General features: G+C 68.7%; 32 protein-coding genes. 28 read left to right on the forward strand and 4 right to left on the reverse strand.

Features of this window, described 5'->3' with window-relative positions:
• Nucleotide 1: 1 nt before the first annotated feature.
• The 18 genes from rplW (at nt 2) to rplO (ending at nt 7,965) form a co-directional block, all read left to right on the forward strand.
• Nucleotides 2-301, forward strand: coding sequence for a 50S ribosomal protein L23 (gene rplW, locus G555_RS0104000; RefSeq protein ID WP_028707869.1), 300 nt, complete (start codon nt 2-4; stop codon nt 299-301).
• 27 nt (nt 302-328) lie between these two features.
• A complete protein-coding gene (gene rplB, locus G555_RS0104005; RefSeq protein ID WP_028707870.1) occupies nt 329-1,165 on the forward strand; it encodes a 50S ribosomal protein L2 in 837 nt (278 codons plus the stop codon).
• Between the two features lie 22 nt (nt 1,166-1,187).
• On the forward strand, nt 1,188-1,469 hold the full coding sequence (gene rpsS / locus G555_RS0104010; RefSeq protein WP_028707871.1) for a 30S ribosomal protein S19: 282 nt from the start codon (nt 1,188-1,190) through the stop codon (nt 1,467-1,469).
• A 27-nt stretch (nt 1,470-1,496) separates the two neighbouring features.
• Nucleotides 1,497-1,898 (forward strand): 50S ribosomal protein L22, encoded by a 402-nt coding sequence (gene rplV / locus G555_RS0104015; RefSeq protein WP_051208412.1) that lies wholly within the window; start codon nt 1,497-1,499, stop codon nt 1,896-1,898.
• A gap of 2 nt (nt 1,899-1,900) precedes the next feature.
• Nucleotides 1,901-2,716, forward strand: a complete 816-nt coding sequence (rpsC, locus tag G555_RS0104020) for a 30S ribosomal protein S3 (protein WP_028707873.1) — start codon at nt 1,901-1,903, stop codon at nt 2,714-2,716.
• 3 nt (nt 2,717-2,719) lie between these two features.
• Entirely contained in the window at nt 2,720-3,139 is a 420-nt protein-coding gene (gene rplP / locus G555_RS0104025; RefSeq protein WP_028707874.1) for a 50S ribosomal protein L16, read from the forward strand.
• Nucleotides 3,139-3,384 (forward strand): 50S ribosomal protein L29, encoded by a 246-nt coding sequence (gene rpmC, locus G555_RS0104030; protein ID WP_036921188.1) that lies wholly within the window; start codon nt 3,139-3,141, stop codon nt 3,382-3,384. The genes rplP and rpmC overlap by 1 nt, the downstream gene beginning before the upstream one ends.
• The gene (gene rpsQ, locus G555_RS0104035) at nt 3,381-3,650 is read left to right on the forward strand and encodes a 30S ribosomal protein S17 (protein WP_028707876.1); all 270 of its coding nucleotides are present in this window, start codon (nt 3,381-3,383) and stop codon (nt 3,648-3,650) included. Before rpmC ends, rpsQ begins: the two co-directional genes overlap by 4 nt.
• A gap of 58 nt (nt 3,651-3,708) precedes the next feature.
• On the forward strand, nt 3,709-4,077 hold the full coding sequence (rplN, locus tag G555_RS0104040) for a 50S ribosomal protein L14 (RefSeq protein WP_028707877.1): 369 nt from the start codon (nt 3,709-3,711) through the stop codon (nt 4,075-4,077).
• A 1-nt stretch (nt 4,078) separates the two neighbouring features.
• Entirely contained in the window at nt 4,079-4,456 is a 378-nt protein-coding gene (gene rplX, locus G555_RS0104045; RefSeq protein ID WP_036921191.1) for a 50S ribosomal protein L24, read from the forward strand.
• The gene (gene rplE, locus G555_RS17865; protein WP_425413823.1) at nt 4,453-5,076 is read left to right on the forward strand and encodes a 50S ribosomal protein L5; all 624 of its coding nucleotides are present in this window, start codon (nt 4,453-4,455) and stop codon (nt 5,074-5,076) included. Before rplX ends, rplE begins: the two co-directional genes overlap by 4 nt.
• 12 nt (nt 5,077-5,088) lie before the next feature.
• Nucleotides 5,089-5,274 carry a type Z 30S ribosomal protein S14 gene (locus G555_RS0104055; RefSeq protein WP_028707879.1) on the forward strand — a complete coding sequence of 62 codons (186 nt, stop codon included), beginning with the start codon at nt 5,089-5,091 and terminating at the stop codon, nt 5,272-5,274.
• A gap of 87 nt (nt 5,275-5,361) precedes the next feature.
• Nucleotides 5,362-5,769, forward strand: coding sequence for a 30S ribosomal protein S8 (gene rpsH / locus G555_RS0104060; protein WP_028707880.1), 408 nt, complete (start codon nt 5,362-5,364; stop codon nt 5,767-5,769).
• 18 nt (nt 5,770-5,787) lie between these two features.
• Complete coding sequence (gene rplF, locus G555_RS0104065; protein WP_028707881.1) at nt 5,788-6,330, forward strand: 50S ribosomal protein L6; 543 nt, start codon at nt 5,788-5,790, stop codon at nt 6,328-6,330.
• Nucleotides 6,330-6,713 (forward strand): 50S ribosomal protein L18, encoded by a 384-nt coding sequence (rplR, locus tag G555_RS0104070; RefSeq protein ID WP_028707882.1) that lies wholly within the window; start codon nt 6,330-6,332, stop codon nt 6,711-6,713. Before rplF ends, rplR begins: the two co-directional genes overlap by 1 nt.
• Before the next feature lie 16 nt (nt 6,714-6,729).
• A complete protein-coding gene (gene rpsE, locus G555_RS0104075; protein WP_028707883.1) occupies nt 6,730-7,341 on the forward strand; it encodes a 30S ribosomal protein S5 in 612 nt (203 codons plus the stop codon).
• Nucleotides 7,341-7,523: a 50S ribosomal protein L30 gene (gene rpmD / locus G555_RS0104080; RefSeq protein WP_028707884.1), complete on the forward strand. Its 183-nt coding sequence runs from the start codon at nt 7,341-7,343 to the stop codon at nt 7,521-7,523. The genes rpsE and rpmD overlap by 1 nt, the downstream gene beginning before the upstream one ends.
• A 1-nt stretch (nt 7,524) precedes the next feature.
• Nucleotides 7,525-7,965 carry a 50S ribosomal protein L15 gene (gene rplO / locus G555_RS0104085; RefSeq protein ID WP_028707885.1) on the forward strand — a complete coding sequence of 147 codons (441 nt, stop codon included), beginning with the start codon at nt 7,525-7,527 and terminating at the stop codon, nt 7,963-7,965.
• A gap of 147 nt (nt 7,966-8,112) precedes the next feature.
• Here rplO and G555_RS0104090 read toward each other — a convergent pair whose 3' ends face one another.
• The 4 genes from G555_RS0104090 to G555_RS0104105 form a co-directional block, all read right to left on the reverse strand.
• Nucleotides 8,113-9,072, reverse strand: coding sequence for a sugar-binding transcriptional regulator (locus G555_RS0104090; protein ID WP_028707886.1), 960 nt, complete (start codon nt 9,070-9,072; stop codon nt 8,113-8,115).
• A gap of 14 nt (nt 9,073-9,086) precedes the next feature.
• A complete protein-coding gene (locus G555_RS0104095) occupies nt 9,087-10,118 on the reverse strand; it encodes a 2-hydroxyacid dehydrogenase (RefSeq protein WP_028707887.1) in 1,032 nt (343 codons plus the stop codon).
• 166 nt (nt 10,119-10,284) lie between these two features.
• The gene (locus tag G555_RS23010) at nt 10,285-10,944 is read right to left on the reverse strand and encodes an IMPACT family protein (protein WP_425413824.1); all 660 of its coding nucleotides are present in this window, start codon (nt 10,942-10,944) and stop codon (nt 10,285-10,287) included.
• The gene (locus G555_RS0104105) at nt 10,935-11,588 is read right to left on the reverse strand and encodes an SGNH/GDSL hydrolase family protein (protein WP_028707888.1); all 654 of its coding nucleotides are present in this window, start codon (nt 11,586-11,588) and stop codon (nt 10,935-10,937) included. Before G555_RS0104105 ends, G555_RS23010 begins: the two co-directional genes overlap by 10 nt.
• Before the next feature lie 290 nt (nt 11,589-11,878).
• Between G555_RS0104105 and secY the strand changes: the two genes are divergently transcribed.
• The 10 genes from secY to rpsM all read left to right on the forward strand — a co-directional run bounded on the left by secY (nt 11,879) and on the right by rpsM (nt 20,435).
• A complete protein-coding gene (gene secY / locus G555_RS0104110; RefSeq protein ID WP_028707889.1) occupies nt 11,879-13,183 on the forward strand; it encodes a preprotein translocase subunit SecY in 1,305 nt (434 codons plus the stop codon).
• On the forward strand, nt 13,180-13,752 hold the full coding sequence (locus G555_RS0104115) for an adenylate kinase (protein ID WP_028707890.1): 573 nt from the start codon (nt 13,180-13,182) through the stop codon (nt 13,750-13,752). The genes secY and G555_RS0104115 overlap by 4 nt, the downstream gene beginning before the upstream one ends.
• Complete coding sequence (gene map / locus G555_RS0104120) at nt 13,749-14,591, forward strand: type I methionyl aminopeptidase (RefSeq protein WP_084634703.1); 843 nt, start codon at nt 13,749-13,751, stop codon at nt 14,589-14,591. Before G555_RS0104115 ends, map begins: the two co-directional genes overlap by 4 nt.
• A 282-nt stretch (nt 14,592-14,873) precedes the next feature.
• The gene (locus G555_RS0104125) at nt 14,874-15,896 is read left to right on the forward strand and encodes a zinc-binding dehydrogenase (RefSeq protein WP_028707892.1); all 1,023 of its coding nucleotides are present in this window, start codon (nt 14,874-14,876) and stop codon (nt 15,894-15,896) included.
• A gap of 75 nt (nt 15,897-15,971) precedes the next feature.
• Entirely contained in the window at nt 15,972-17,597 is a 1,626-nt protein-coding gene (locus G555_RS17875; protein WP_245581189.1) for a circularly permuted type 2 ATP-grasp protein, read from the forward strand.
• Nucleotides 17,591-18,517, forward strand: coding sequence for an alpha-E domain-containing protein (locus G555_RS0104135; protein WP_028707893.1), 927 nt, complete (start codon nt 17,591-17,593; stop codon nt 18,515-18,517). The genes G555_RS17875 and G555_RS0104135 overlap by 7 nt, the downstream gene beginning before the upstream one ends.
• Entirely contained in the window at nt 18,514-19,356 is an 843-nt protein-coding gene (locus G555_RS0104140; RefSeq protein ID WP_028707894.1) for a transglutaminase family protein, read from the forward strand. The genes G555_RS0104135 and G555_RS0104140 overlap by 4 nt, the downstream gene beginning before the upstream one ends.
• Nucleotides 19,357-19,457: 101 nt before the next feature.
• Nucleotides 19,458-19,679: a translation initiation factor IF-1 gene (infA, locus tag G555_RS0104145; RefSeq protein WP_028707895.1), complete on the forward strand. Its 222-nt coding sequence runs from the start codon at nt 19,458-19,460 to the stop codon at nt 19,677-19,679.
• 76 nt (nt 19,680-19,755) lie between these two features.
• Nucleotides 19,756-19,869, forward strand: coding sequence for a 50S ribosomal protein L36 (gene rpmJ, locus G555_RS0104150; RefSeq protein WP_013862061.1), 114 nt, complete (start codon nt 19,756-19,758; stop codon nt 19,867-19,869).
• Nucleotides 19,870-20,060: 191 nt separating this feature from the next.
• Nucleotides 20,061-20,435, forward strand: coding sequence for a 30S ribosomal protein S13 (gene rpsM, locus G555_RS0104155; RefSeq protein WP_028707896.1), 375 nt, complete (start codon nt 20,061-20,063; stop codon nt 20,433-20,435).
• Nucleotides 20,436-20,455: the final 20 nt, after the last annotated feature.

The following is a 20,455-nucleotide window of genomic DNA, read 5'->3' on the forward strand; positions in this document are numbered from 1 at the left end:
AATGAAGATCCGCGTCCACGAGGACATCCTCCTGGCGCCGGTCGTGTCCGAGAAGAGCTACTCGCTGCTCGACGAGAACAAGTACACGTTCCTCGTCTCGCCCGACGCCAACAAGACCGAGATCAAGATCGCGGTCGAGACGGTGTTCGGCGTCAAGGTCCTCAACGTGAACACGATCAACCGCGCCGGCAAGCGTCGCCGCACGCGCGCCGGCTGGGGCAGGCGTCCCGACACCAAGCGGGCGATCGTGACCGTGGCCGACGGGCAGCGCATCGACATCTTCGGAGGGCCGGTCGCCTGACCGGCGTGAGCTGAGAACGAGGAACTGATGGGTATCCGTAAGTACAAGCCGACAACGCCGGGCCGTCGTGGCTCGTCCGTGGCGGACTTCGTCGAACTGACTCGCTCCACGCCGGAGAAGTCGCTGGTCAAGCCGAGCCCGAAGACCGGTGGCCGCAACAACCAGGGCCGCGTGACGACCCGCCACATCGGCGGCGGTCACAAGCAGGCCTACCGCGTCATCGACTTCAAGCGCTACGACAAGGACGGCGTCTCGGCCAAGGTCGCGCACATCGAGTACGACCCGAACCGCACCGCCCGCATCGCCCTGCTCCACTACGTAGACGGCGCGAAGCGCTACATCATCGCCCCCAACGGGCTGAAGCAGGGCGCGATCGTCGACTCCGGTGTGGAGGCCGACATCAAGCCGGGCAACAATCTGCCGCTGCGCAACATCCCGGTCGGCACCACGGTGCACGCTGTGGAGCTGCGCCCCGGCGGCGGCGCCAAGATGGGCCGGGCTGCCGGCGCGGGCATCCAGCTCGTGGCCCGCGAGGGCCGCATGGCCACGCTGCGCATGCCGTCGGGCGAGATGCGGATGGTGGACGTCCGCTGCCGCGCGACGGTCGGCGAGGTGGGCAACGCCGAGCAGGCCAACATCAACTGGGGCAAGGCCGGACGCAACCGCTGGCGCGGTGTCCGCCCGACCGTCCGCGGTGTCGCGATGAACCCGATCGACCATCCGCACGGCGGTGGCGAGGGCAAGACCTCCGGCGGACGTCACCCGGTCACCCCGTGGGGCAAGCCTGAGGGCCGCACCCGCGACAAGAACAAGGCGAGCACCCGGATGATCGTGCGTCGTCGCAAGTCCGGCAAGAAGCGCTGAGTGGGAGTGTTGAGAGGAAGCCATGCCGCGTAGCTTGAAGAAGGGTCCTTTCGTCGACGACCACCTCGCGAAGAAGGTCGAGGCCCAGAACGAATCGAACAGCAAGCAGGTCATCAAGACCTGGTCGCGTCGTTCGATGATCACCCCCGACATGATCGGGCACACGATCGCCGTGCACGACGGGCGTAAGCACATCCCGGTGTTCATCACCGAGTCGATGGTCGGGCACAAGCTGGGCGAGTTCGCCCCGACCCGGACCTTCCGCGGTCACATCAAGGATGACAAGAAGTCGCGCCGCCGCTGAGCGGACGAGAAGAGGATTGACTGACCAATGAGCGAAACCGCAGAGCTGTCCAAGCGGCGCCTTGCCCTGCTCGGGGACCGTCCTGGCTCGTTCGCCGTCGCACGCCACGTCCGGATGTCGCCCCAGAAGGTGCGCCGGGTCGTCGACCTGGTCCGCGGCCTGGACGTGACCGAAGCACTTGCCGTGCTCACGTTCGCCCCGCAGGCGGCGAGCGCGCCCGTGTACAAGGTGGTCGCCAGCGCGGCCGCCAACGCCGAGAACACCGAGTCGCTGCGTCGCGATGAGCTGTACATCTCGCAGGCCTTCGTGGACGAGGGGATGACGCTGCGGCGCATCCGTCCTCGAGCCAAGGGGTCGGCGAGCCGAATCATGAAGCGCGCCAGCCATATCACTGTCGTTGTCGAACCCAAGGAACAGAAGGGAGCCTAGGCATGGGCCAGAAGATCAACCCCCACGGCTTCCGCCTCGGGATCACCACCGACCACAAGACCCGGTGGTACGCGGAGAAGAACTACTCGTCCTATGTGGGCGAGGACGTCAAGATCCGCCGGTACCTCACGAAGACGCTCGAGCGCGCCGGCATCTCGTCGGTCGAGATCGAGCGCCGCAGCGAGCGGGTCACGATCTTCCTGTACGCCGCTCGTCCGGGCATCGTCATCGGGCGCAACGGCGCAGAGGCGGAGCGGGTGCGCTCCGACCTGGAGAAGCTGACCGGCAAGCAGGTGCAGTTGAACATCCTCGAGGTCAAGGACCCCGAGCTCGACGCGCAGCTCGTCGCCCAGGGCATCGCCGAGCAGCTCAGCGCCCGTGTCGCCTTCCGGCGCGCGATGCGCAAGGCGCAGCAGAGCGCGATGCGGGCCGGCGCGGCCGGTATCCGGATCCAGTGCTCCGGTCGTCTCGGCGGCGCCGAGATGAGCCGGTCGGAGTTCTACCGCGAGGGACGCGTGCCGCTGCACACCCTGCGTGCCGACATCGACTACGGCTTCTACGAGGCCCGCACCACCTTCGGCCGGATCGGCGTCAAGGTGTGGATCTACAAGGGCGAGGTCTCCGGCACCCGCGCCGAGCGCGCGGCGCAGAAGGCAGCCCGCCAGAGCGCCGGCGGTCGCGCCCGCAGCAACCGCGGTCCTCGTCGCGACGGCGGGGCGCGTGGCGGCCGTGCTCCGCGCGGTGGCAGCCGGCGCGCCGAGAACGCCGCCGAGGCGACGGCGTCCGCCCCGGCCACGACTCAGAACGCAGGAGCGTAGGACATGTTGATTCCCCGTCGCGTCAAGCACCGCAAGCAGCACCATCCCTCGCGGACCGGCGCTGCCAAGGGCGGCACGAAGCTCGCCTTCGGCGACTACGGCATTCAGGCGTTGGAGTCGTCCTACCTGACGAACCGGCAGATCGAGTCCGCCCGTATCGCCATGACCCGCCACATCAAGCGTGGTGGCAAGGTCTGGATCAACGTGTACCCCGATCGCCCGCTCACCAAGAAGCCGGCCGAGACCCGGATGGGTTCCGGCAAGGGCTCGCCCGAGTGGTGGGTCGCGAATGTGAAGCCGGGCCGGGTGCTCTTCGAGCTCTCCGGGGTCCACGAGGACATCGCCCGCGAGGCCATGCGCCTCGCCATCCACAAGCTCCCGTTCCGGGCGCGGTTCATCAAGCGTGAGGCAGGTGAGATCTGATGGCCAAGACTCTGATCGCCGCCGACCTGCGCAACCAGACCCGCGACGAGCTGAACACGCTTCTGCGGCAGTTGAAGGAAGAGCACTTCAACCTGCGGTTCCAGGCGGCCACCGGGCAGCTCGAATCCCATGGCCGGTTGCGGGAGGTCCGCAAGGACATCGCCCGCATCTACACGGTGTTGCAGGAGCGCAACCTCGGCATCGTGCCGGAGATCGACGACGAAGACAAGGATGGTGCGAAGTGAGCGCCGAGCAGATCGAGCGCGGAGGCCGCAAGGTCCGGGAGGGCGTCGTCGTCTCCGACAAGATGAACAAGACCATCGTCGTCTCCGTCGAGTCGCGGGTGAAGCATCCGCTGTACGGCAAGGTCATGACGCGGTCCGAGAAGCTGCACGCCCACGACGAGGCCAACTCGGCCGGTGTCGGCGACCGCGTGCGCGTCATGGAGACCCGGCCGATGTCGGCGTCCAAGCGCTGGCGTCTGCTCGAGATCGTCGAGAAGGCCAAGTAACAACGAGTTCCGCCAGGCCAGCCCCGCGGCTGGAACCGGCGAGACAGAGGAGATAGCAATGATCCAGCAGGAGACGCGACTGCGAGTCGCCGACAACACGGGGGCGAAGGAACTTCTTTGCATCCGTGTGCTCGGCGGGTCCAAGCGTCGCTACGCCTACCTCGGCGACACGATCGTCGCCACGGTCAAGGACGCGATTCCCGGCGGAAACGTCAAGAAGGGCGAGGTCGTCAAGGCCGTCGTCGTGCGCACCCGGAAGGAACACCGGCGGGCGGACGGCTCCTACATCAAGTTCGACGAGAACGCGGCGGTCATCCTGAAGGGCGACGGGGAGCCTCGCGGCACCCGCATCTTCGGCCCGGTCGGCCGTGAACTCCGCGAGAAGCGCTTCATGCGCATCATCTCGCTCGCGCCGGAGGTGATCTGACATGGCGAACTCCCTGCACGTCAAGAAGGGTGACCGCGTCAAGGTCATCGCCGGCAAGGACCGGGGCGTGGTCGGCGAGGTCCTCGCCGTCTACCCGGCCGAGCAGAAGGTGATGGTCCAGGGCGTCAACATCGTGAAGCGCCACCTGAAGGACCGGCAGGCCGGCACCCGCAACCCCGTCAAGGGGGGGATCATCGCCTCCGAGGCGCCGATCCATGTGTCCAACGTCCAGTTGGTCGTGAAGGTCGGGGGCAAGGAGGTCGTCACGCGCGTCGGCTACGAGCGCGTCGAGGTGACCAAGCGGCGTCCCGACGGCACCGAGTACACCGGCACTCGGAGCGTTCGCATCGCCCGCAAGACCGGCAAGGAGATCAAGTGAGCACGGCCGTCCGCGAAATGCCGCGACTGAAGAAGCGCTACCGCACCGAGGTCGTCGAGGCACTCCAGAAGGAGTTCGCCTACGACAACGTGATGCGGATCCCCGGCCTGGTGAAGATCACCGTCAACATGGGCGTCGGCGAGGCCGCTCGCGACTCCAAGGTGATGGACGGGGCCGTGCGTGATCTCACGGCCATCACCGGCCAGAAGCCGACCGTGACGAAGGCCCGCAAGTCCATCGCGCAGTTCAAGCTGCGCGAGGGCATGCCGATCGGGTGCCACGTGACGCTCCGCGGTGACCGCATGTGGGAGTTCGCCGACCGGCTGCTGACGCTGGCGCTGCCTCGGATCCGTGACTTCCGTGGCTTGTCGGCCCGCCAGTTCGACGGTCAGGGCAACTACACCTTCGGCCTCACCGAGCAGGTCATGTTCCATGAGATCGACCAGGACAAGATCGATCGGGTCCGTGGCATGGACATCACGTTCGTGACCACCGCCACGACCGACGAGGAGGGGCGGGCTCTGCTGAAGGCGCTCGGCTTCCCCTTCAAGGCCCCTGAGAACGACCCCAAGAAGGTCGTCGTCCGCACGAAGCGTCCCATCGTGGGCAAGAAGAAGTGAGCTGAGTAACCGATGGCAAAGACAGCGCTGAAGGTCAAGCAGTCCCGCAAGCCGAAGTTCTCCGTCCGGGCGTACACCCGGTGCCAGAAGTGCGGGCGGCCGCGCTCCGTGTACCGCAAGTTCGGCCTCTGCCGGATCTGCCTCCGGGAGATGGCCCACCGCGGCGAGCTTCCCGGCGTGATCAAGTCGTCCTGGTGACCACCGAGCCGTCCCGTTCCTTAGTTCGATCCGATCCGCGTAGGTCACCGGTGGGTGAAACCCCGCGAGAAAGAGGCTGACACAGCCATGACAATGACAGACCCGATCGCAGACATGCTGACCAGGCTGCGGAACGCCAATCAGGCGTACCACGACCAGACGAGCATGCCCCACAGCAATATCAAGGTGGGCATCGCCGAGATCCTCCGGGCGCAGGGGTACATCTCCTCGTTCGAGGTGGCCGACCCCGCCGAGGGCGAGGTGGGCAAGACTCTGACGATTCAGTTGAAGTACGGCAACAGCCGCGAGCGTTCGATCAACGGCCTGCGCCGGATCAGCAAGCCGGGTCTTCGCGTGTACGCGAAGGCGACGGCGTTGCCGAAGGTCCTGGGCGGCATGGGGATCGCGATCATCTCGACCTCGCAGGGGTTGCTGACCGACAAGGAAGCCAAGGCCAAGAGCGTCGGCGGGGAAGTCCTCGCCTACGTCTGGTGAGGAAGAGGAGCTGAAGGTATGTCTCGAATCGGAAGGCTCCCGATCGACATCCCCGCGGGTGTCGAGGTGACCCTGGACGGTCAGCAGGTGTCCGTGAAGGGTCCGAAGGGAACCCTGAACCACACTGTTGCGACACCGATCGGAGTGGGCAGGAACGACGCCGGTCAACTGGAGGTCACGCGCCCCAACGACGAGCGGCAGGTGCGGGCGTTGCACGGTCTGACCCGGACGCTGGTCAACAACATGGTCATCGGCGTGACGCAGGGCTTCGAGAAGAAGCTCGAGATCGTCGGGGTCGGCTACCGCGTCGTCTCGAAGGGCCCGCAGCAGTTGGAGTTCGCGCTCGGCTACAGTCACCCGATCGTGGTGAGCGCCCCCGAGGGCGTCAGCTTCACGGTCGAGTCCAACACCCGGCTGACGGTGCTGGGCATCGACAAGCAGGCTGTCGGCGAGGTCGCGGCGAACATTCGCAAGCTGCGCAAGCCTGAACCGTACAAGGGCAAGGGCGTTCGCTACGCCGGAGAGAGAATCCGGCGCAAGGTTGGAAAGGCTGGTAAGTGATGGGCAGGTCGCTGTCTGTGCGCAAGATGACCGCCGACAAGACGTCTGCGCGGCTGCGTCGGCAGTCTCGCGGCCGCAAGTCGATCTTCGGCTCGGCCGAGCGCCCGCGCCTCGTCGTCACCCGTTCCAGCCGGCACATCCTGGCGCAGGTGATCGACGACTCGCGCGGAGTGACGCTGGCGTCGGCCTCCACCATGGAGGCCGACCTGCGGGTGGCCGAGGGCGACAAGTCGGAGCGGGCCAAGAAGGTCGGCGCCCGCGTCGCGGAGCGTGCCAAGGCCGCCGGGGTCGAGACCGTCGTGTTCGATCGGGCCGGCAACAAGTATCACGGCCGTGTGGCCGCCCTCGCCGAGGGCGCACGCGAGGCCGGACTCGGATTCTGACGGGAAGGTGGAGATAGTGGCGAACGGAACCCAGCGTCGCGGGGCCGGCGCAGGTGGTGACCGCCGCGGCCGCGATGACCGTCGTGGCCAGCAGGGTCAGCACGAGAAGGAACGGAACAACTACCTGGAGCGCGTCGTCGCGATCAACCGCGTCGCGAAGGTCGTCCAGGGCGGACGCCGGTTCAGCTTCACCGCACTGGTCGTCGTCGGCGACGGCGACGGCACGGTCGGTGTCGGCTACGGCAAGGCCAAGGAGGTCCCGGCGGCGATCGCCAAGGGCGTCGAAGAGGCCAAGAAGCACTTCTTCCGCGTGCCGCGGATCCAGGGCACGATTCCGCACCCCGTTCAGGGCGAGCGGGCCGCGGGTGTCGTGATGCTGCGTCCGGCATCGCCCGGTACCGGCGTCATCGCCGGTGGTTCGGCGCGCGCGGTCCTGGAGTGCGCGGGTGTGAAGGACGTCCTGGCGAAGTCGCTGGGCTCGGCGAACGCGATCAACGTGGTTCACGCCACGGTGGCCGCGCTGCAGGGCCTTGAACAGCCCGAGGACGTCGCGGCTCGTCGCGGTCTGCCGATCGAGGATGTCGCTCCGGCAGCGCTGTTGAGGGCGCGGAAGGAGGGGACCGCCTGATGGCCAGGTTGCAGGTGACCCAGACCAAGTCGCCGATCGGCGGCACGAAGAGCCAGCGCGAGACCCTGCGGTCGCTCGGTCTCAAGCGCATCGGGGACACGAAGGTGTTGGAGGATCGGCCCGAGTTTCGCGGCATGATCGGCGCCATCACCCATCTGGTCTCCGTCGAGGAGGTTGAGTGATATGGCGCTGAAGCTGCACGACCTGCGTCCGGCACCGGGCGCGAAGACCGCCAAGACCCGTGTGGGTCGCGGTGAGGGGTCGAAGGGCAAGACGGCCGGTCGCGGCACCAAGGGCACCGGTGCGCGGAAGAACACGCCTGAGAACTTCGAGGGCGGGCAGATGCCGCTGCACATGAGGATGCCGAAGCTGCGCGGGTTCAAGAACCCGTTCCGCGTCGAGTTCCAGCCGGTGAACCTCGGCAAGATCGCCGAGTTGTTCCCCGGCGGCGGCAAGGTGACGGTCGCGGACCTGGTGGCCAAGGGCGCGGTCCGCAAGGATTCGCTGGTGAAGGTGCTCGGCGGCGGCGAGGTGTCGGCGGCCTACGACATCGACGCCCACGCGTACAGTGCGTCGGCGAAGGCCAAGATCGAGGCTGCGGGAGGCACGGCGAACGAGCTGTGACGCGGCGTCGCCGGATGCGATCCGGCGGCGTCGGAGGCGGGGTGGCTGCGGCCGCCCCGCTTTCTGCGTCCTACGGAGTGCGCCGAACGCTCCCAAACCCCCGGATTCCAGCGGTTTTCCGGGGGTTTGGGAGCGCTCGGCGTGGGGTCAGCGGTCGGCGAGCAACGCCACCGCGGTGTCGTGATCGGTGCACAGGTGCGTGGCGAGGCCCGTCGCGAGCGTGGCGCGCAGGGCGACGAGCTTGTGCGGGCCCGACGCGACGACGAGCCGGCGGGGGATCGCCCGCATCTGTGCGAGCGTCAGCCCGATGACGCGGCGGTCCATGGTGCTGTCCACGGGTTCGCCCACCGCGTCGAAGAAGCGCGCGGACGTGTCACCGACCGCGTGCCGCGCGGTCACCGCGACCCGCTCGGCGTCGGTCATGCTCGAACGCAGCGCGTACGTCGCCCAGTTGAGGCCGCCGACGCCGAAGACCGCAGTGTCGGCCGCCGCGGCCGTCGCGAGCGCTTCGCGGACCTCCGGCATGGCCGCGATCCGCCCGGCCAGCTCGGCATCGGTGGCCAGCAGAGGAGCTGGGAACGCCAGGGCGCGGCCCCCGAAGACGGCGGTGAGGCGGGCGGGCAGTTCGGCCGGGTTCGGCCACTGGAGCCAGCCGCCCCACCCGCCCGCCATGGGGACGAAGCTGATCGGGCGCTCCGGCGGCGTGACCGGCGTCCGGGTCAGGTGATGCACGACAGCGGCGAGCACCGAGGACAACCCCACGGCGACGAGAGACGCGTCCGCCAGCACGCGGGTGAGGGCGGCTCCGCCCGTCACCGCGAGCGACTCGGCCGCGCGGTCCGGCCGGGCGAAGCTGGGTGAGATCCACACGCCGTCCAGACCGAACCGCGCCCCCAGGTCCACCGCCAGCTCGGCGAACGGCTCGGCGTCGCCGCGGATCGTGATCTCGACGACGCCGAGCTCGCGTGCCTGGGCGAGCGTCCGGGTGACCTTCACGCGCGTCAGGCCGAGCTGATCGGCGATCTCCTGGTGGGTCATCCGGTGCTCGTAGTGCATCCGGGCGATGACGACCACCGCAGGGTCGACCCTCTCGCCGTCCTCGGGCATGTCAGGCCCTCTCGCTAGCCCTTGAGCACCTCGGGGTTCATGAGGTGCACCGGAGCCTCGCCGTGGGCGAAGCGGGCGATGTCGTCGGCCCCGATCCTGGCGGCCAGCTCGGCCGCCTGCTTCGACGCGCCCCCGAGGTGCGGGGTGAGCGTGAGCCGGGGCGTCCTCGTGAGACGGTGCCCGGGCGGCAGCGGTTCGGACGGCAGACAGTCGAAGGACGCCGCGAACAGGTGACCGGAGTCGAGAGCGTCACAGGCGGCGTCGTAGTCGAGCAGCGATCCGCGGGCGCAGTTGACCAGGATCGACCCACGGGGCATGAGCGCGATCTGCGGAGCGGCGATCATGTGGTGGTTCTCGGGTGTCACGCGCGCATGGATGGTGACGATGGTGGAGCGGGACAGCAGGGCGTCCAGCGCCGGCACCAGTTCCACGCCCGGTGCGACCCGGGAGGGGTCCACCCACGGGTCGTACACGAGCACGGTCGCGCCGAGAGCCTGCATCGCGGCCGCCACGCGCGAGCCGACCGCTCCGTACCCGATGACGCCCACCGTCGAACCCCGGACCTCCGGCCCGACCTTCTCGTACTCGTAGTAGTCGCCGTGCCATTCGTCGGCGATGAGCTCGATGTGGCGCGGGACGAGCTGGCGGACGGCCGCGAGGATCATCGCGATCGTGTGCTCGGTGGTGGCGGTGGCGTTGCGGCCGGGCGTGTTCGTGACCATGATCCCGCGGCGCGTGGCGGCGGCGATGTCCGCGTTCACGGGACCGCCGCGGCAGACGGTGACCAGCTTCAGGTCGGGGCTGGCGGCCATCACCTTGTCCGTGATCGGCCCGGTGTGGGTGAAGCAGACCGAGGCCCCCTGCAAGGCGGCGATGAGCTCGTCCTCGTCGCCGGTGGCCTCCTTCACCCCGCCGAAGTCGGTCTGGGGCTCGACCGGCCATCCGAACTGCAGCGCGGCGGTCTCCGCCTCCGGCAGGGCGGCGCTGATCGCCGCGCCCAGCACGTCAGGGGTGACGAATCCGTCGCCCGCGAGCAGGACTTTCATGCGTATCCCTCTCAGTGATTCTCCAGTGATCCGACGGGGGAGCGCACGTCTCCGGGCGTCGACCCCTCGGTTGGGTTCGAGCCTAGGCAGCGTGAACATCGAGCACTGTCGCCGAACAATTGTTCATCGAGAAGCAGCAGATGAGCGGCGCCGTGGTCGAGGCCGGTCAGCGAAGGTCCACCCAGGCGGTGTCCGCGACGGTGACGTCGCACCGCCCCGAGGTGAGAGCGTCGATGCGGGCGGCGACGGCGTCCGGGGGCTCGGCGGCGGCCACGGCGAGGACGAGTCGCACGCCGTCGGGAAGGTGCTCGGTCTCCGTGACGGCCATCCCCGCGCCGCGGATCTCGGTCTCGAGGCGTCCGGCCACGCCGTAGCCGAGGCGGAGCTCATAGCGGCGGCGGAGCTCTCGCGTCAGGATCGGGGTGCGCTCCAGCGTCTCCGCGACGCACTGTGCGTACGCCCGGGTCAGCCCGCCCGCTCCGAGCAGGATGCCGCCGAACCACCGGGTCACCACCGCGACCGTGTCGGAGAGGTCCGGCGCGCCGTGGAACCGGCTGAGGGCGTCCAGCATCGGGGCCCCGGCCGTGCCGGCCGGCTCGCCGTCGTCGCTGGACCGCGCGACATCCCGGCGCGGGCCCAGCAGGAACGCCGAGCAGGTGTGACGCGCATCATGGAAGGCCCGGCGCCGCTCGGCGATGGTGGCCCGCGCCTCCTCCTCGGTCTCCACCCGCCGCACGGCGCACAGGAATCGGGAGCGCTTGATCTCGATCTCGTGCTCGCCGGACGCGGCCGGGACACGATAGGACGTCGGCCCGCTCAGCCCCACAGACCCGCGACCGTCCGGGCGACCGCGCGCCCGAGGGCGGCGTTGTTCTCGCGGGTGAAGTGCACGCCATCGGCGCCGCCGGTCGTCAGGACGGCGCCTGCGTCGAGGAATGCCGTGCGGTTGCGGGCGGCGAGCGCGGCCAGCAGGGGCGTCAACTCGCCGAGCCGCTCGTTGCCCTGTGCGAGTTGGGCGCGGGTCCACGGATCCGGGTGGGCCCCGAGCGGCGGGGGAGCGATGACGAGCGCGCGGGGCGCGGGATAGGAGGTGCCGCTCCCGCCCGCTGCCGCGATCTGCTTCAGGAGCAGCGCGATCCCTGCTGCAATATCGGTCGCGGACCGGTGCAGGTGCGCCTTCAGGTCGTTGGTGCCGAGCATGACGATCACGAGGTCGAGCGGCAGGTGGCTCGCCAGCGCCGCGGGCAGGTATGCGGCGCCGTTGAGGCGCGGATCGAGAGGGTCGTCCACGCTCGTGGTGCGGCCGTTGAGCCCCTCCTCGATCACCTCGTGGCCGGGGCCGAGCGCTGCGCGCATGATGCCCGGCCACCGGTCGGCGGCGGCGTAGCGCGTCGTCGACGCGCCCACCTCCGTCACCGGGGTCCACCCCCAGGTCAGCGAGTCACCGAAGCAGAGGATGCGCCGTGTCATGGCACCACATCATGCCAGGCGGGAACCGCCGGCCGGGCGGGTTGGCCACGATCGCGGGCGACGGCCGGCGGAGCCGGCCGCGGTCGCGTCGAGCCGCTCACGTCGCGGTGGGCGACAGGCGCGGTCCCACGGCCGCCTCGCCCGCCGGACGGGAGGCGCGTCGACCACGTCGAAGGGCCAGCCGCCTACCGCAGCGGGATTCTTCGGTGTCGGCTCGGGCTGATAGAGTTCGACAGGTTGCCTGACCGGGCGATGCTGTCACCTGCCCAGAGAACGGAGAGAGGGCGCGGATGCTATCGGCCTTCGTGAACGCGTTCAGGAGTCCTGACCTGCGGAAGAAGATCCTGTTCACGCTCTTCATCCTTGCGGTGTTTCGGCTCGGCTCGGTCATACCGACCCCGAACGTCAACCTGCAACAGATCGAGTACTGCCGTACCCAGGCCGCGAGCGGTTCCCAGGCCAGCCTGTACTCCCTGATCAACCTGTTCTCCGGCGGCGCGCTGCTGCAGTTGTCCATCTTCGCGCTGGGCATCATGCCCTACATCACGGCGTCGATCATCCTGCAGTTGATGACGGTCGTCGTCCCGCGGCTGGAATCCCTCAAGAAGGAGGGCGGCGCCGGAACGCAGAAGATCACCCAGTACACGCGCTACCTCACGCTGGTGCTGGCCGTCCTCAACGCGACGGCGTTCGTGACCCTCGCCGCCAACGACCAGCTCTTCACCGGCTGCACGGGCGTTCTCTACAGCGACAACCTGTTCTCGATCATCGTCATGATCCTCACGATGACGGCCGGCACCGGCGTGATCATGTGGATGGGCGAACTCATCACCGACCGAGGCGTCGGCAACGGCATGTCCGTCATGATCTTCACGCAGATCGCCGCCCGCTTCCCGTCCTCGCTGTGGGGCATCAAGGAGTCCCGCGAGGGTGCCCAGGGCTGGATCGCCTTCGCGGCCGTCCTCGCCGTGGGACTGCTCATCATGGCCGCGGTCATCTACGTCGAGCAGGCCCAGCGTCGCATCCCGGTGCAGTACGCCAAGCGGATGGTCGGGCGCCGGCTGTTCGGAGGGAGCACGACCTACATCCCGCTGAAGGTCAACCAGTCGGGCGTCATCCCCGTCATCTTCGCGTCGTCGATGCTCTACCTGCCGGTGCTGTACGCCCAGTTCCAGCCCGACTCGCCGGTGGCGAGCTGGATCTCGACCAACCTCGCCAGCACGTCGGTGTGGCACAACGCGATCTTCTTCGTCCTCATCATCTTCTTCGCGTACTTCTACGTGGCGATCACCTTCGACCCGAAGGAGATCAGCGACAACATGAAGAAGTACGGCGGCTTCATCCCGGGCATCCGGGCGGGCAAAGCCACCGAGAAGTACCTTGCGTTCGTGCTGTCGCGGCTGACCGCCCCGGGGTCGCTGTACCTGGCGATCATCGCGCTCATCCCGCAGCTCGCCTTCGTGTTCCTCGGAGCATCACAAGAGTTCGTTTTCGGAGGAACGTCGATTCTCATCATCGTGGGCGTCGGTTTGGATACTGTGAAGCAGATCGAGAGTCAGCTCCAACAACGCAACTACGAAGGGTTCCTTAAATGAGGCTCCTCATCATGGGTGCACCCGGCGCTGGCAAGGGAACTCAGGCCAAGGGCATCGCAGCCCACTATGAGATCCCTGCCATCTCCACCGGTGACATCTTCCGTGCGAACGTCAAGAACCAGACCGCCCTGGGCAAGGAGGTTCAGCGCATCATGGCGGCCGGCGACTACGTTCCCGACGAGATCACCAACGCCATCGTCGAGGATCGCCTGGGCCAGCCCGACGCCGAGATCGGCTTCCTGCTCGACGGGTACCCGCGCACGGTCGTCCAGGTCGGCGCGCTCGACGAGATGCTGCACAAGCTCGACCAGGAGCTGGACGCCGTCGTCTCGCTCGACGTCGACCCCGAGGTGCTCATCGCGCGGCTCCTGAAGCGCGCGGAGCTCGAGAACCGGGCAGACGACACCGAAGAGACCATCCGGCGTCGGATGGAGGTGTACACCGCCGAGACCGAGCCGCTGCTCGCGATGTACCGCGAACGCGACCTGCTCGTCCCCGTGGACGGCATGGGTGACGTCGACGAGGTTCTCGAGCGGATCGTCGCCGCCCTCGACGCGAAGGTCGGCTGACGCGGTTGAGGGGTCTGGAGCGGAAGCGTCCCGGCCAACTGCTCCAGATGCGAAAGGCGGGTCTTCTCGTCGGCCGCGTGCTGGCCGCGTTGGCCGAGCACGCCGCTCCGGGCGTCACGACCGGCGAGCTCGACCGGCTCGCCCGTGAACTGCTCGCCGAGGCGAAGGCGGCGTCGTCCTTCCTCGGCTATGGCGCTGCGTTCGGCCTGCCGCCGTATCCGGCCGTGACGTGCATCTCGGTGAACGACGAGATCGTTCACGGGATCCCGGGCGAGCGGGTGCTGGCGGCCGGCGACCTGGTGTCGGTCGACTTCGGTGCGTCCGTGGACGGCTGGCACGGGGACTCCGCCCGCACGTTCGGCATCGGCGATCTTGCCCCCGAGGCGGCCGCGCTGTGCGAGACCACCCGCGTCGCAATGTGGGACGGGATCGCGGCGGGCCGCGTCGGCGGCCGCGTCGGGGACATCTCGCACGCGATCGAGGCGTCCATCGACGCACACGTCCACCAGTACGGGATCGTCGCCGAGTACACGGGTCACGGCATCGGCACCGCCATGCACCAGCCCCCCGACGTGCCCAACTACGGGCGTGCCGGGCGGGGGGAGCGCATCCTGGACGGTGTGTGCCTCGCCATCGAGCCGATGGTCACGCTGGGCTCGGCCGACGCCGCGACCCTCGCGGACGAGTGGACGGTCGTCACGCGTGACCGCTCGTGGGCCGCCCACTGGGAGCACACGGTCGCCTTCACCGGAGCCGGGCTGTGGGTGCTCACCGCCGAGGACGGCGGCGAGGCCGAACTGACCGCCCGCGGCATCCCGTTCGCCCCGCTCGGCGACTGAGGCGGTCCGCGTTCCTGGCCGTCGGCCGGTGCCGACGCCCTTTCCCAACGGGCGCTGGTCGACTCCGCGGCGACGCCCGTGCGGTGTGGACCGCGGGCGGGAGCCCGCGTCCGGCCGCGTTCGAGATGTGGATGGCCGTGCTCGGCGGACGCCGACGGGCGATGTTGCGCGAGTTGGATCGCGAAGCAGCGAAATCCGCGGCGGCAAGGGGGAGCGCACAGTTTTTCGAGCGTTCGGGCGCTCAGGCGTCCACGCGGCGACCGCCGGTGCCAAGCTTGGACCATGCGAGCAACAGTGCTGACCGCGCCCTACGAGGTGCAGCTTCAGGACGTCCCGGAGCCCATCATCTCCGAGCCGACGGACGCCCTCGTCCGAGTGGCCGCGACCTGCGTCTGCGGGTCCGACCTGTGGAACTACCGCGGGATCAATCCGTTCGTCCGGCCTCGAAGCATCGGCCACGAGTCCATCGGCGAGGTCATCGAGGTCGGGCCCGACGTCCGCAAGGTGTCCGTGGGCGACTTCGTGATCATCCCCTTCGACTACAGCGACGGCACCTGCCACAACTGCCGTTCGGGCTTCCACAACGCCTGCGTGCACGGCGGCGTGTTCAGCGCCAGCCAGGCGGAGGTCGTACGCGTCCCGCTCGCCGACGGCACGCTCGTCCCCACGCCCGAGGCTCCCGACGACGATCTGCTGCCCGATCTGCTCACGCTGTCGGACGTGATGGGCACCGGTTGGCACGCGGCGGTCGCGGCGGGAGTGGAGCGGAACCGGTCCGGCACGGTCGTCGTCGTGGGCGACGGTGCGGTCGGTCTGTGCGGGGTTCTCGCGGCCTCGCAGATGCACGCGGAGCGCATCATCGCCATGTCGCGGCACGCGCCGCGGCAGGAGGTCGCGAAGGCCTTCGGCGCGACCGACATCGTCGCCGAGCGCGGCGAGGAGGGAGTCGCGGCGGTCCTCGAGTTGACGCAGGGCGTCGGCGCGGATGCGACGCTGGAGTGCGTCGGGACGAACGACTCGATGGCGCAGGCGGTGTCGCTGACGCGCGCGGGCAGCACGGTCGGGTTCGTGGGCGTTCCGCACGGTGTCGAGCTGCCGATGCGCCAGATGTTCGAGCGCAACGTCGGCGTCTTCGGGGGCATGGCGCCGGTGCGCCACTATGTGCCGATCCTGCTGCAGCGCGTCTGGGCACGGAAGATGAACCCCGCCAGGGTGTTCGATCTGACGCTCAGGCTCGACGATGTCGCCGAGGCGTACAAGGCGATGGACGAGCGGCGCGCGATCAAGGTGCTGCTGCAGCCGTAGCCCTGCTGCGAAACGGAGCCGGCTCTTCGGCGGGCCGAAACTCGCTCGTTACACCGAGGACCTACGTTGTTCGATGTGACCGGATTGTTCGACGACTACGCGGGCCCTCCTGACGCCTTCGACGAGATGATCGGGCCGGACGGCATCCGCGGGGCGTACGCCGCCGTGCGCAGCTATATGGACCGGCTCGCGCCCGACGAGATCCGGGCGCGGGCCGACTACCTCAAGTCCTCCTACCTCTACCAGGGGGTCACGTTCGACATCGGCGGGGAGGAGCGCCCCTTCCCGCTCGACATCGTGCCGCGGGTCATCGAGGCGGCCGAGTGGTCCGTGGTGGAGCAGGGCGTCGCGCAGCGGGTGCAGGCGCTGGAGAAGTTCCTCGGCGACGTGTACGGACCCGGAGAGGTGTTCCGGGACGGGGTCGTGCCGCGTCGCGTCGTCGTGAGCTCGCCGCACTTCCACCGGATCATGCACGGCATCCAGCCGCCGAACGGCGTCCGGGTCCACGTCTCCGGGATCGATCTCGTCCGGGACGGCGAGGGCCGGTTCCGCGTGCTGGAGGACAACGTCCGCATCCCGTCGGGCGTCTCCTACGTCATGACGAACCGCCGCGCGATGTTCTCCGCGCTGCCCGAGGTCACGTCCCGGCATCGCATCCGCGCCGTCGAGAGCTACCCGCAGCGGCTGCTCGCGGCCTTGCAGGCCTGCGCGCCGAAGGGGATCAGCGACCCCAACGTGGTCGTGCTGACGCCCGGCGTGTACAACTCCGCCTACTTCGAGCACACGCTGCTCGCGCGGATGATGGGTGTCGAGCTGGTCGAGGGTCGCGACCTGGTGTGCCGCGCCGGCGAGGTGCTCGTGCGGACGACGAGGGGGCTGCGGCCGGTCCACGTCATCTACAAGCGCGTCGACGACGAGTTCGTCGATCCCGCGCACTTCCGGGCCGACTCGATGCTGGGATGCGCCGGGCTGATGAACGCCTACCGCGCCGGCAACGTGACGATCGCCAACGCGGTCGGCAACGGTGTCGCCGACGACAAGCTCATCTACACCTATGTGCCCGATCTCATCCGCTACTACCTCGGCGCCGAGCCGATCCTGCCGGCGGTCGACACGTGGCGGCTGGAGGATCCGGTGCACCGCGAGCTCGTCCTGGACCGGCTCTCCGAACTCGTTCTCAAGCCGGTGGACGGCTCGGGCGGCAAGGGCATCGTGATCGGTCCCGCGGCCGACGAGAAGACGCTGGCCCGGCTGCGGAGGACCATCCTGAAGAATCCACGGGGCTGGATCGCGCAGCCCGTCGTGCAGTTGTCGACGGTGCCCACGATGATCGACGGCACGATGGCGCCACGTCACGTCGACCTGCGGCCCTTCGCGGTCAACGACGGGTCGAACGTGTTCGTCCTGCCGGGCGGCCTGACGCGGGTGGCGCTGCCCGAGGGCGAGCTCATCGTGAACTCGAGCCAGGGCGGCGGGTCCAAGGACACGTGGGTGCTGGCGCGCGACGGCATCCGGGGCCGGAAGGCGAAGAAGCAGCCGCGGGTCAGCGTGCGCGGCGTCCCGGTGGAGGGGGTCGAGATCACCCAGGCGAGCCCGGTCGAGCACCAACAGCAACAGCAGCAGCAACAACAGCAGCAGCAGCGGGTGGGACCGCCTGTTGCGGGCCGTGCCGCCACCTGCGGGCGGGGGGCGCCATGCTGAGCCGCATCTCCGAATCGCTGTTCTGGATCGGCCGCTACGTCGAGCGGGCCGAGGACACGTGCCGCATCCTGAACGTCCACCAGCAGTTGCTCGTCGACGATCCGCAGATCGACGAGACCGTCGCTGCGCAGGAACTGCTGCGCGTGATGGGGGTCGCCGAGAGCGAGGGGGTGGCCGCGCCGGCGGCGGTGTCGCAGGCGCTCTTCCACGACGACGACTCGCCGTGCTCGGTGACCGCATCGCTGTTCGGCGCCCGCGAGGCGGCCCGGCGGGCGCGGGAGACCGTGTCGGCCGAGATGTGGGAAGCCGTCAACGGGACGTGGTTCTCGGTGAGCGGTGGCCGCCTGCAGCGGATGCGGCCGGCGGCGGCGTTCGTGCACGTCCAGGAACGCTGCGCGGTGATCGCCGGTCTCGCCGACAGCACGATGAGCCGGGACGAGGGATGGTCGTTCTTCACTCTCGGACGCAGCCTCGAACGGGCCGACATGACCGCGCGGCTCATCGCCGCGTCCATGTCCGTGGGGTCCAAGAGCGCCTGGAACATCGTGCTCCGGGGGTGTGGCGCCCACCATGCGTTCATCCGCACCTACGGCGGTGCGACGTCCGACCGGGACGCCGCCGAGTTCCTCCTGCTGGACCGCCTGTTCCCGCGGTCGATCGTGTTCACGCTGAACCTGGCCGAGGAGGTCCTCGTGGATCTCGAGCAAGGGCGTCGCCGGGCGGGTTTCGGCGACGAGGCGCTGCGGCTCATCGGGAACGCGCGCGCGACGCTGGAGTACCGGCCCAAGAACGAGATCCTCAACGACCTGCAGGAACGGATGACCCACCTGCAGCAGGTGTGCAACCGGGTCACGCGGGCGGTCTCGGCGCGGTACTTCGAGGGCGCGATCGCTCCCGAATGGCATGGAGGTGAGTGGTGAACCGCCTGCAGATCGTCCACACGACCGGCTACCGGTACTCCGAGGGCGCGGCGACGTCCTTCAACGAGGTGCGCATGACTCCGCGGACGACGCGCGAGCAGTTCGCGCGCTTCTGGCGGGTCGAGGTCTCGCCGCAGGCATGGACCCACACCTACACCGACTACTGGGGCACCCAGGTGACGGCGTTCGAGGTCGATGAGCGGCATGAGCGCCTGAAGGTCGTCGCGACGTCGACGGTCGAGGTCGACCGGCAGGCGCACGAGGGCAAGCGGGTCACCTGGGAGGATCTCCGGGCGCCGCAGTTCACGGAGGACATGGTCGAGTCGCTGGTCTTCGGCGGGCACACCGATCCGGGCCCCGAGCTGACCTCCATCGCGAAGCGTGTCGCGAAGGAGGCCGAGACACCCGCCGAGGTGGTGGCTCCGGTCATCGCGGCCGTCCGCGAGCACGTCCGGTACGTGAAGGGCGTGACGCGGGTGCAGACGCGGGCGTTCGAGGCCTGGGAGGCCGGGGCGGGCGTGTGCCAGGACATGGTGCACCTCACGGTCGGGGCGCTCCGCTCGGTGGGGATTCCGGCGCAGTACGTGTCGGGATATGTGATGCCCAGCCGGGATCCCGTCGTCGGCGAGGCGGTCGTCGGCGAGTCTCATTCGTGGGTGCAGTGGTGGGACGGCGCCTGGCTGGCCTACGACCCGGCCAACGATGTCGTGCCGGGGAACTATCACGTCGAGGTCGGCGTGGGCAGGGACTACTCCGACGTTCCCCCGCTGAAGGGCGTGTACGCGGGCGGCGGGGAGTCGGACATGTACGTCCAGGTCGAGATGACCCAGCTCGCCTGAGGAGGGGATTTGGCCTGCATCGGTCTCGTCCCGTAAAGTTGCTCCTCGGTCACCTGTGCCGGGTGACTGACGTGCGCGTCCGGATGGACAGATCGGAAGCAATGGCCAAGAAAGAAGGAGCCCTCGAGCTCGAGGGGACCGTCGTCGAAGCCCTGCCCAACGCCATGTTCCGTGTGGAACTGGCCAATGGCCACAGGGTGTTGGCGACCATCAGCGGCAAGATGCGGCAGCACTACATCCGTATCCTCCCCACTGACCGGGTGGTCGTCGAGCTCTCGCCATACGATCTGACCCGAGGTCGCATCGTCTACCGGCACAAGTAGCCGACCCGCAAGCCACGAAATCAACCCGGCTGGGCAAGGCAGTCGCGCGCCCAGACATGAGTCAGGAAGTTGCTCGATGAAGGTTCAGCCGAGCGTCAAGAGGATCTGCGACAAGTGCAAGGTGATCCGCCGTCACGGTCGCGTGATGGTGATCTGTGAGAACCCGCGCCACAAGCAGCGTCAAGGCTGAGGCCGGGGTCGCAGGCCACAGCCGGTCTCTGATCGGCACCAACAGGACAACGTGATCGCACCTGTCCGCCACCCGGCGGGCAGCCACCCTCGGACGAAGGCCGAGGCCCGGTGCAGGCAACCGGGACGCATCACGCCAGACACCTTCGCGAAGCACCCCGGTGCTTCGACATCCGGAAAGGTATCGCCCATATGGCACGCCTCATCGGTGTGGACCTCCCGCGCGACAAGCGCCTGGAGGTGGCCCTCACCTACATCTTCGGCATCGGGAAGACCCGTGCCGCCGAAACCCTGGCCGCCACCGGCATCAGTGGCGACGTCCGTGTCCACCAGCTCACCGACGAGCAACTCGTCACGCTGCGCGATCACATCGAGGCCAACTACGAGGTCGAAGGCGACCTGCGACGCACGGTCGCCGCAGACATCCGCCGCAAGATCGAGATCGGCAGCTACCAGGGCCGCCGTCACCGCAGCGGTCTTCCCGTCCGTGGTCAGCGGACCCGGACGAACGCCCGCACGCGCAAGGGCCGCAAGAAGGCCGTCGCGGGCAAGAAGAAGAAGAAGTAACGGCGGGACAGGGAGACACA

Origin of the sequence: Propionicicella superfundia DSM 22317 (assembly GCF_000423465.1) — a bacterium.
In the GTDB taxonomy this organism is placed as follows: Bacteria; Actinomycetota; Actinomycetes; order Propionibacteriales; family Propionibacteriaceae; genus Propionicicella; species Propionicicella superfundia.

Coding starts and splice junctions, on each gene's coding strand:
- rpsM (WP_028707896.1), top strand. CDS start 20,061: ATGGCACGCCTCATCGGTGTGGACCTCCCGCGCGACAAGCGCCTGGAG.
- rplF (WP_028707881.1), top strand. CDS start 5,788: ATGTCTCGAATCGGAAGGCTCCCGATCGACATCCCCGCGGGTGTCGAG.
- secY (WP_028707889.1), top strand. CDS start 11,879: ATGCTATCGGCCTTCGTGAACGCGTTCAGGAGTCCTGACCTGCGGAAG.
- G555_RS0104055 (WP_028707879.1), top strand. CDS start 5,089: ATGGCAAAGACAGCGCTGAAGGTCAAGCAGTCCCGCAAGCCGAAGTTC.
- rplV (WP_051208412.1), top strand. CDS start 1,497: ATGAGCGAAACCGCAGAGCTGTCCAAGCGGCGCCTTGCCCTGCTCGGG.
- rpsH (WP_028707880.1), top strand. CDS start 5,362: ATGACAATGACAGACCCGATCGCAGACATGCTGACCAGGCTGCGGAAC.
- rplB (WP_028707870.1), top strand. CDS start 329: ATGGGTATCCGTAAGTACAAGCCGACAACGCCGGGCCGTCGTGGCTCG.
- rpsC (WP_028707873.1), top strand. CDS start 1,901: ATGGGCCAGAAGATCAACCCCCACGGCTTCCGCCTCGGGATCACCACC.
- rplN (WP_028707877.1), top strand. CDS start 3,709: ATGATCCAGCAGGAGACGCGACTGCGAGTCGCCGACAACACGGGGGCG.
- G555_RS0104105 (WP_028707888.1), bottom strand. CDS start 11,588: ATGACACGGCGCATCCTCTGCTTCGGTGACTCGCTGACCTGGGGGTGG.
- rplP (WP_028707874.1), top strand. CDS start 2,720: ATGTTGATTCCCCGTCGCGTCAAGCACCGCAAGCAGCACCATCCCTCG.
- infA (WP_028707895.1), top strand. CDS start 19,458: ATGGCCAAGAAAGAAGGAGCCCTCGAGCTCGAGGGGACCGTCGTCGAA.
- rplX (WP_036921191.1), top strand. CDS start 4,079: ATGGCGAACTCCCTGCACGTCAAGAAGGGTGACCGCGTCAAGGTCATC.
- G555_RS0104115 (WP_028707890.1), top strand. CDS start 13,180: ATGAGGCTCCTCATCATGGGTGCACCCGGCGCTGGCAAGGGAACTCAG.
- rplW (WP_028707869.1), top strand. CDS start 2: ATGAAGATCCGCGTCCACGAGGACATCCTCCTGGCGCCGGTCGTGTCC.
- rpmD (WP_028707884.1), top strand. CDS start 7,341: ATGGCCAGGTTGCAGGTGACCCAGACCAAGTCGCCGATCGGCGGCACG.
- rplR (WP_028707882.1), top strand. CDS start 6,330: ATGGGCAGGTCGCTGTCTGTGCGCAAGATGACCGCCGACAAGACGTCT.
- G555_RS0104095 (WP_028707887.1), bottom strand. CDS start 10,118: ATGAAAGTCCTGCTCGCGGGCGACGGATTCGTCACCCCTGACGTGCTG.
- rpmC (WP_036921188.1), top strand. CDS start 3,139: ATGGCCAAGACTCTGATCGCCGCCGACCTGCGCAACCAGACCCGCGAC.
- rplO (WP_028707885.1), top strand. CDS start 7,525: ATGGCGCTGAAGCTGCACGACCTGCGTCCGGCACCGGGCGCGAAGACC.
- G555_RS0104125 (WP_028707892.1), top strand. CDS start 14,874: ATGCGAGCAACAGTGCTGACCGCGCCCTACGAGGTGCAGCTTCAGGAC.
- rpmJ (WP_013862061.1), top strand. CDS start 19,756: ATGAAGGTTCAGCCGAGCGTCAAGAGGATCTGCGACAAGTGCAAGGTG.
- G555_RS0104135 (WP_028707893.1), top strand. CDS start 17,591: ATGCTGAGCCGCATCTCCGAATCGCTGTTCTGGATCGGCCGCTACGTC.
- rpsS (WP_028707871.1), top strand. CDS start 1,188: ATGCCGCGTAGCTTGAAGAAGGGTCCTTTCGTCGACGACCACCTCGCG.
- G555_RS0104090 (WP_028707886.1), bottom strand. CDS start 9,072: ATGCCCGAGGACGGCGAGAGGGTCGACCCTGCGGTGGTCGTCATCGCC.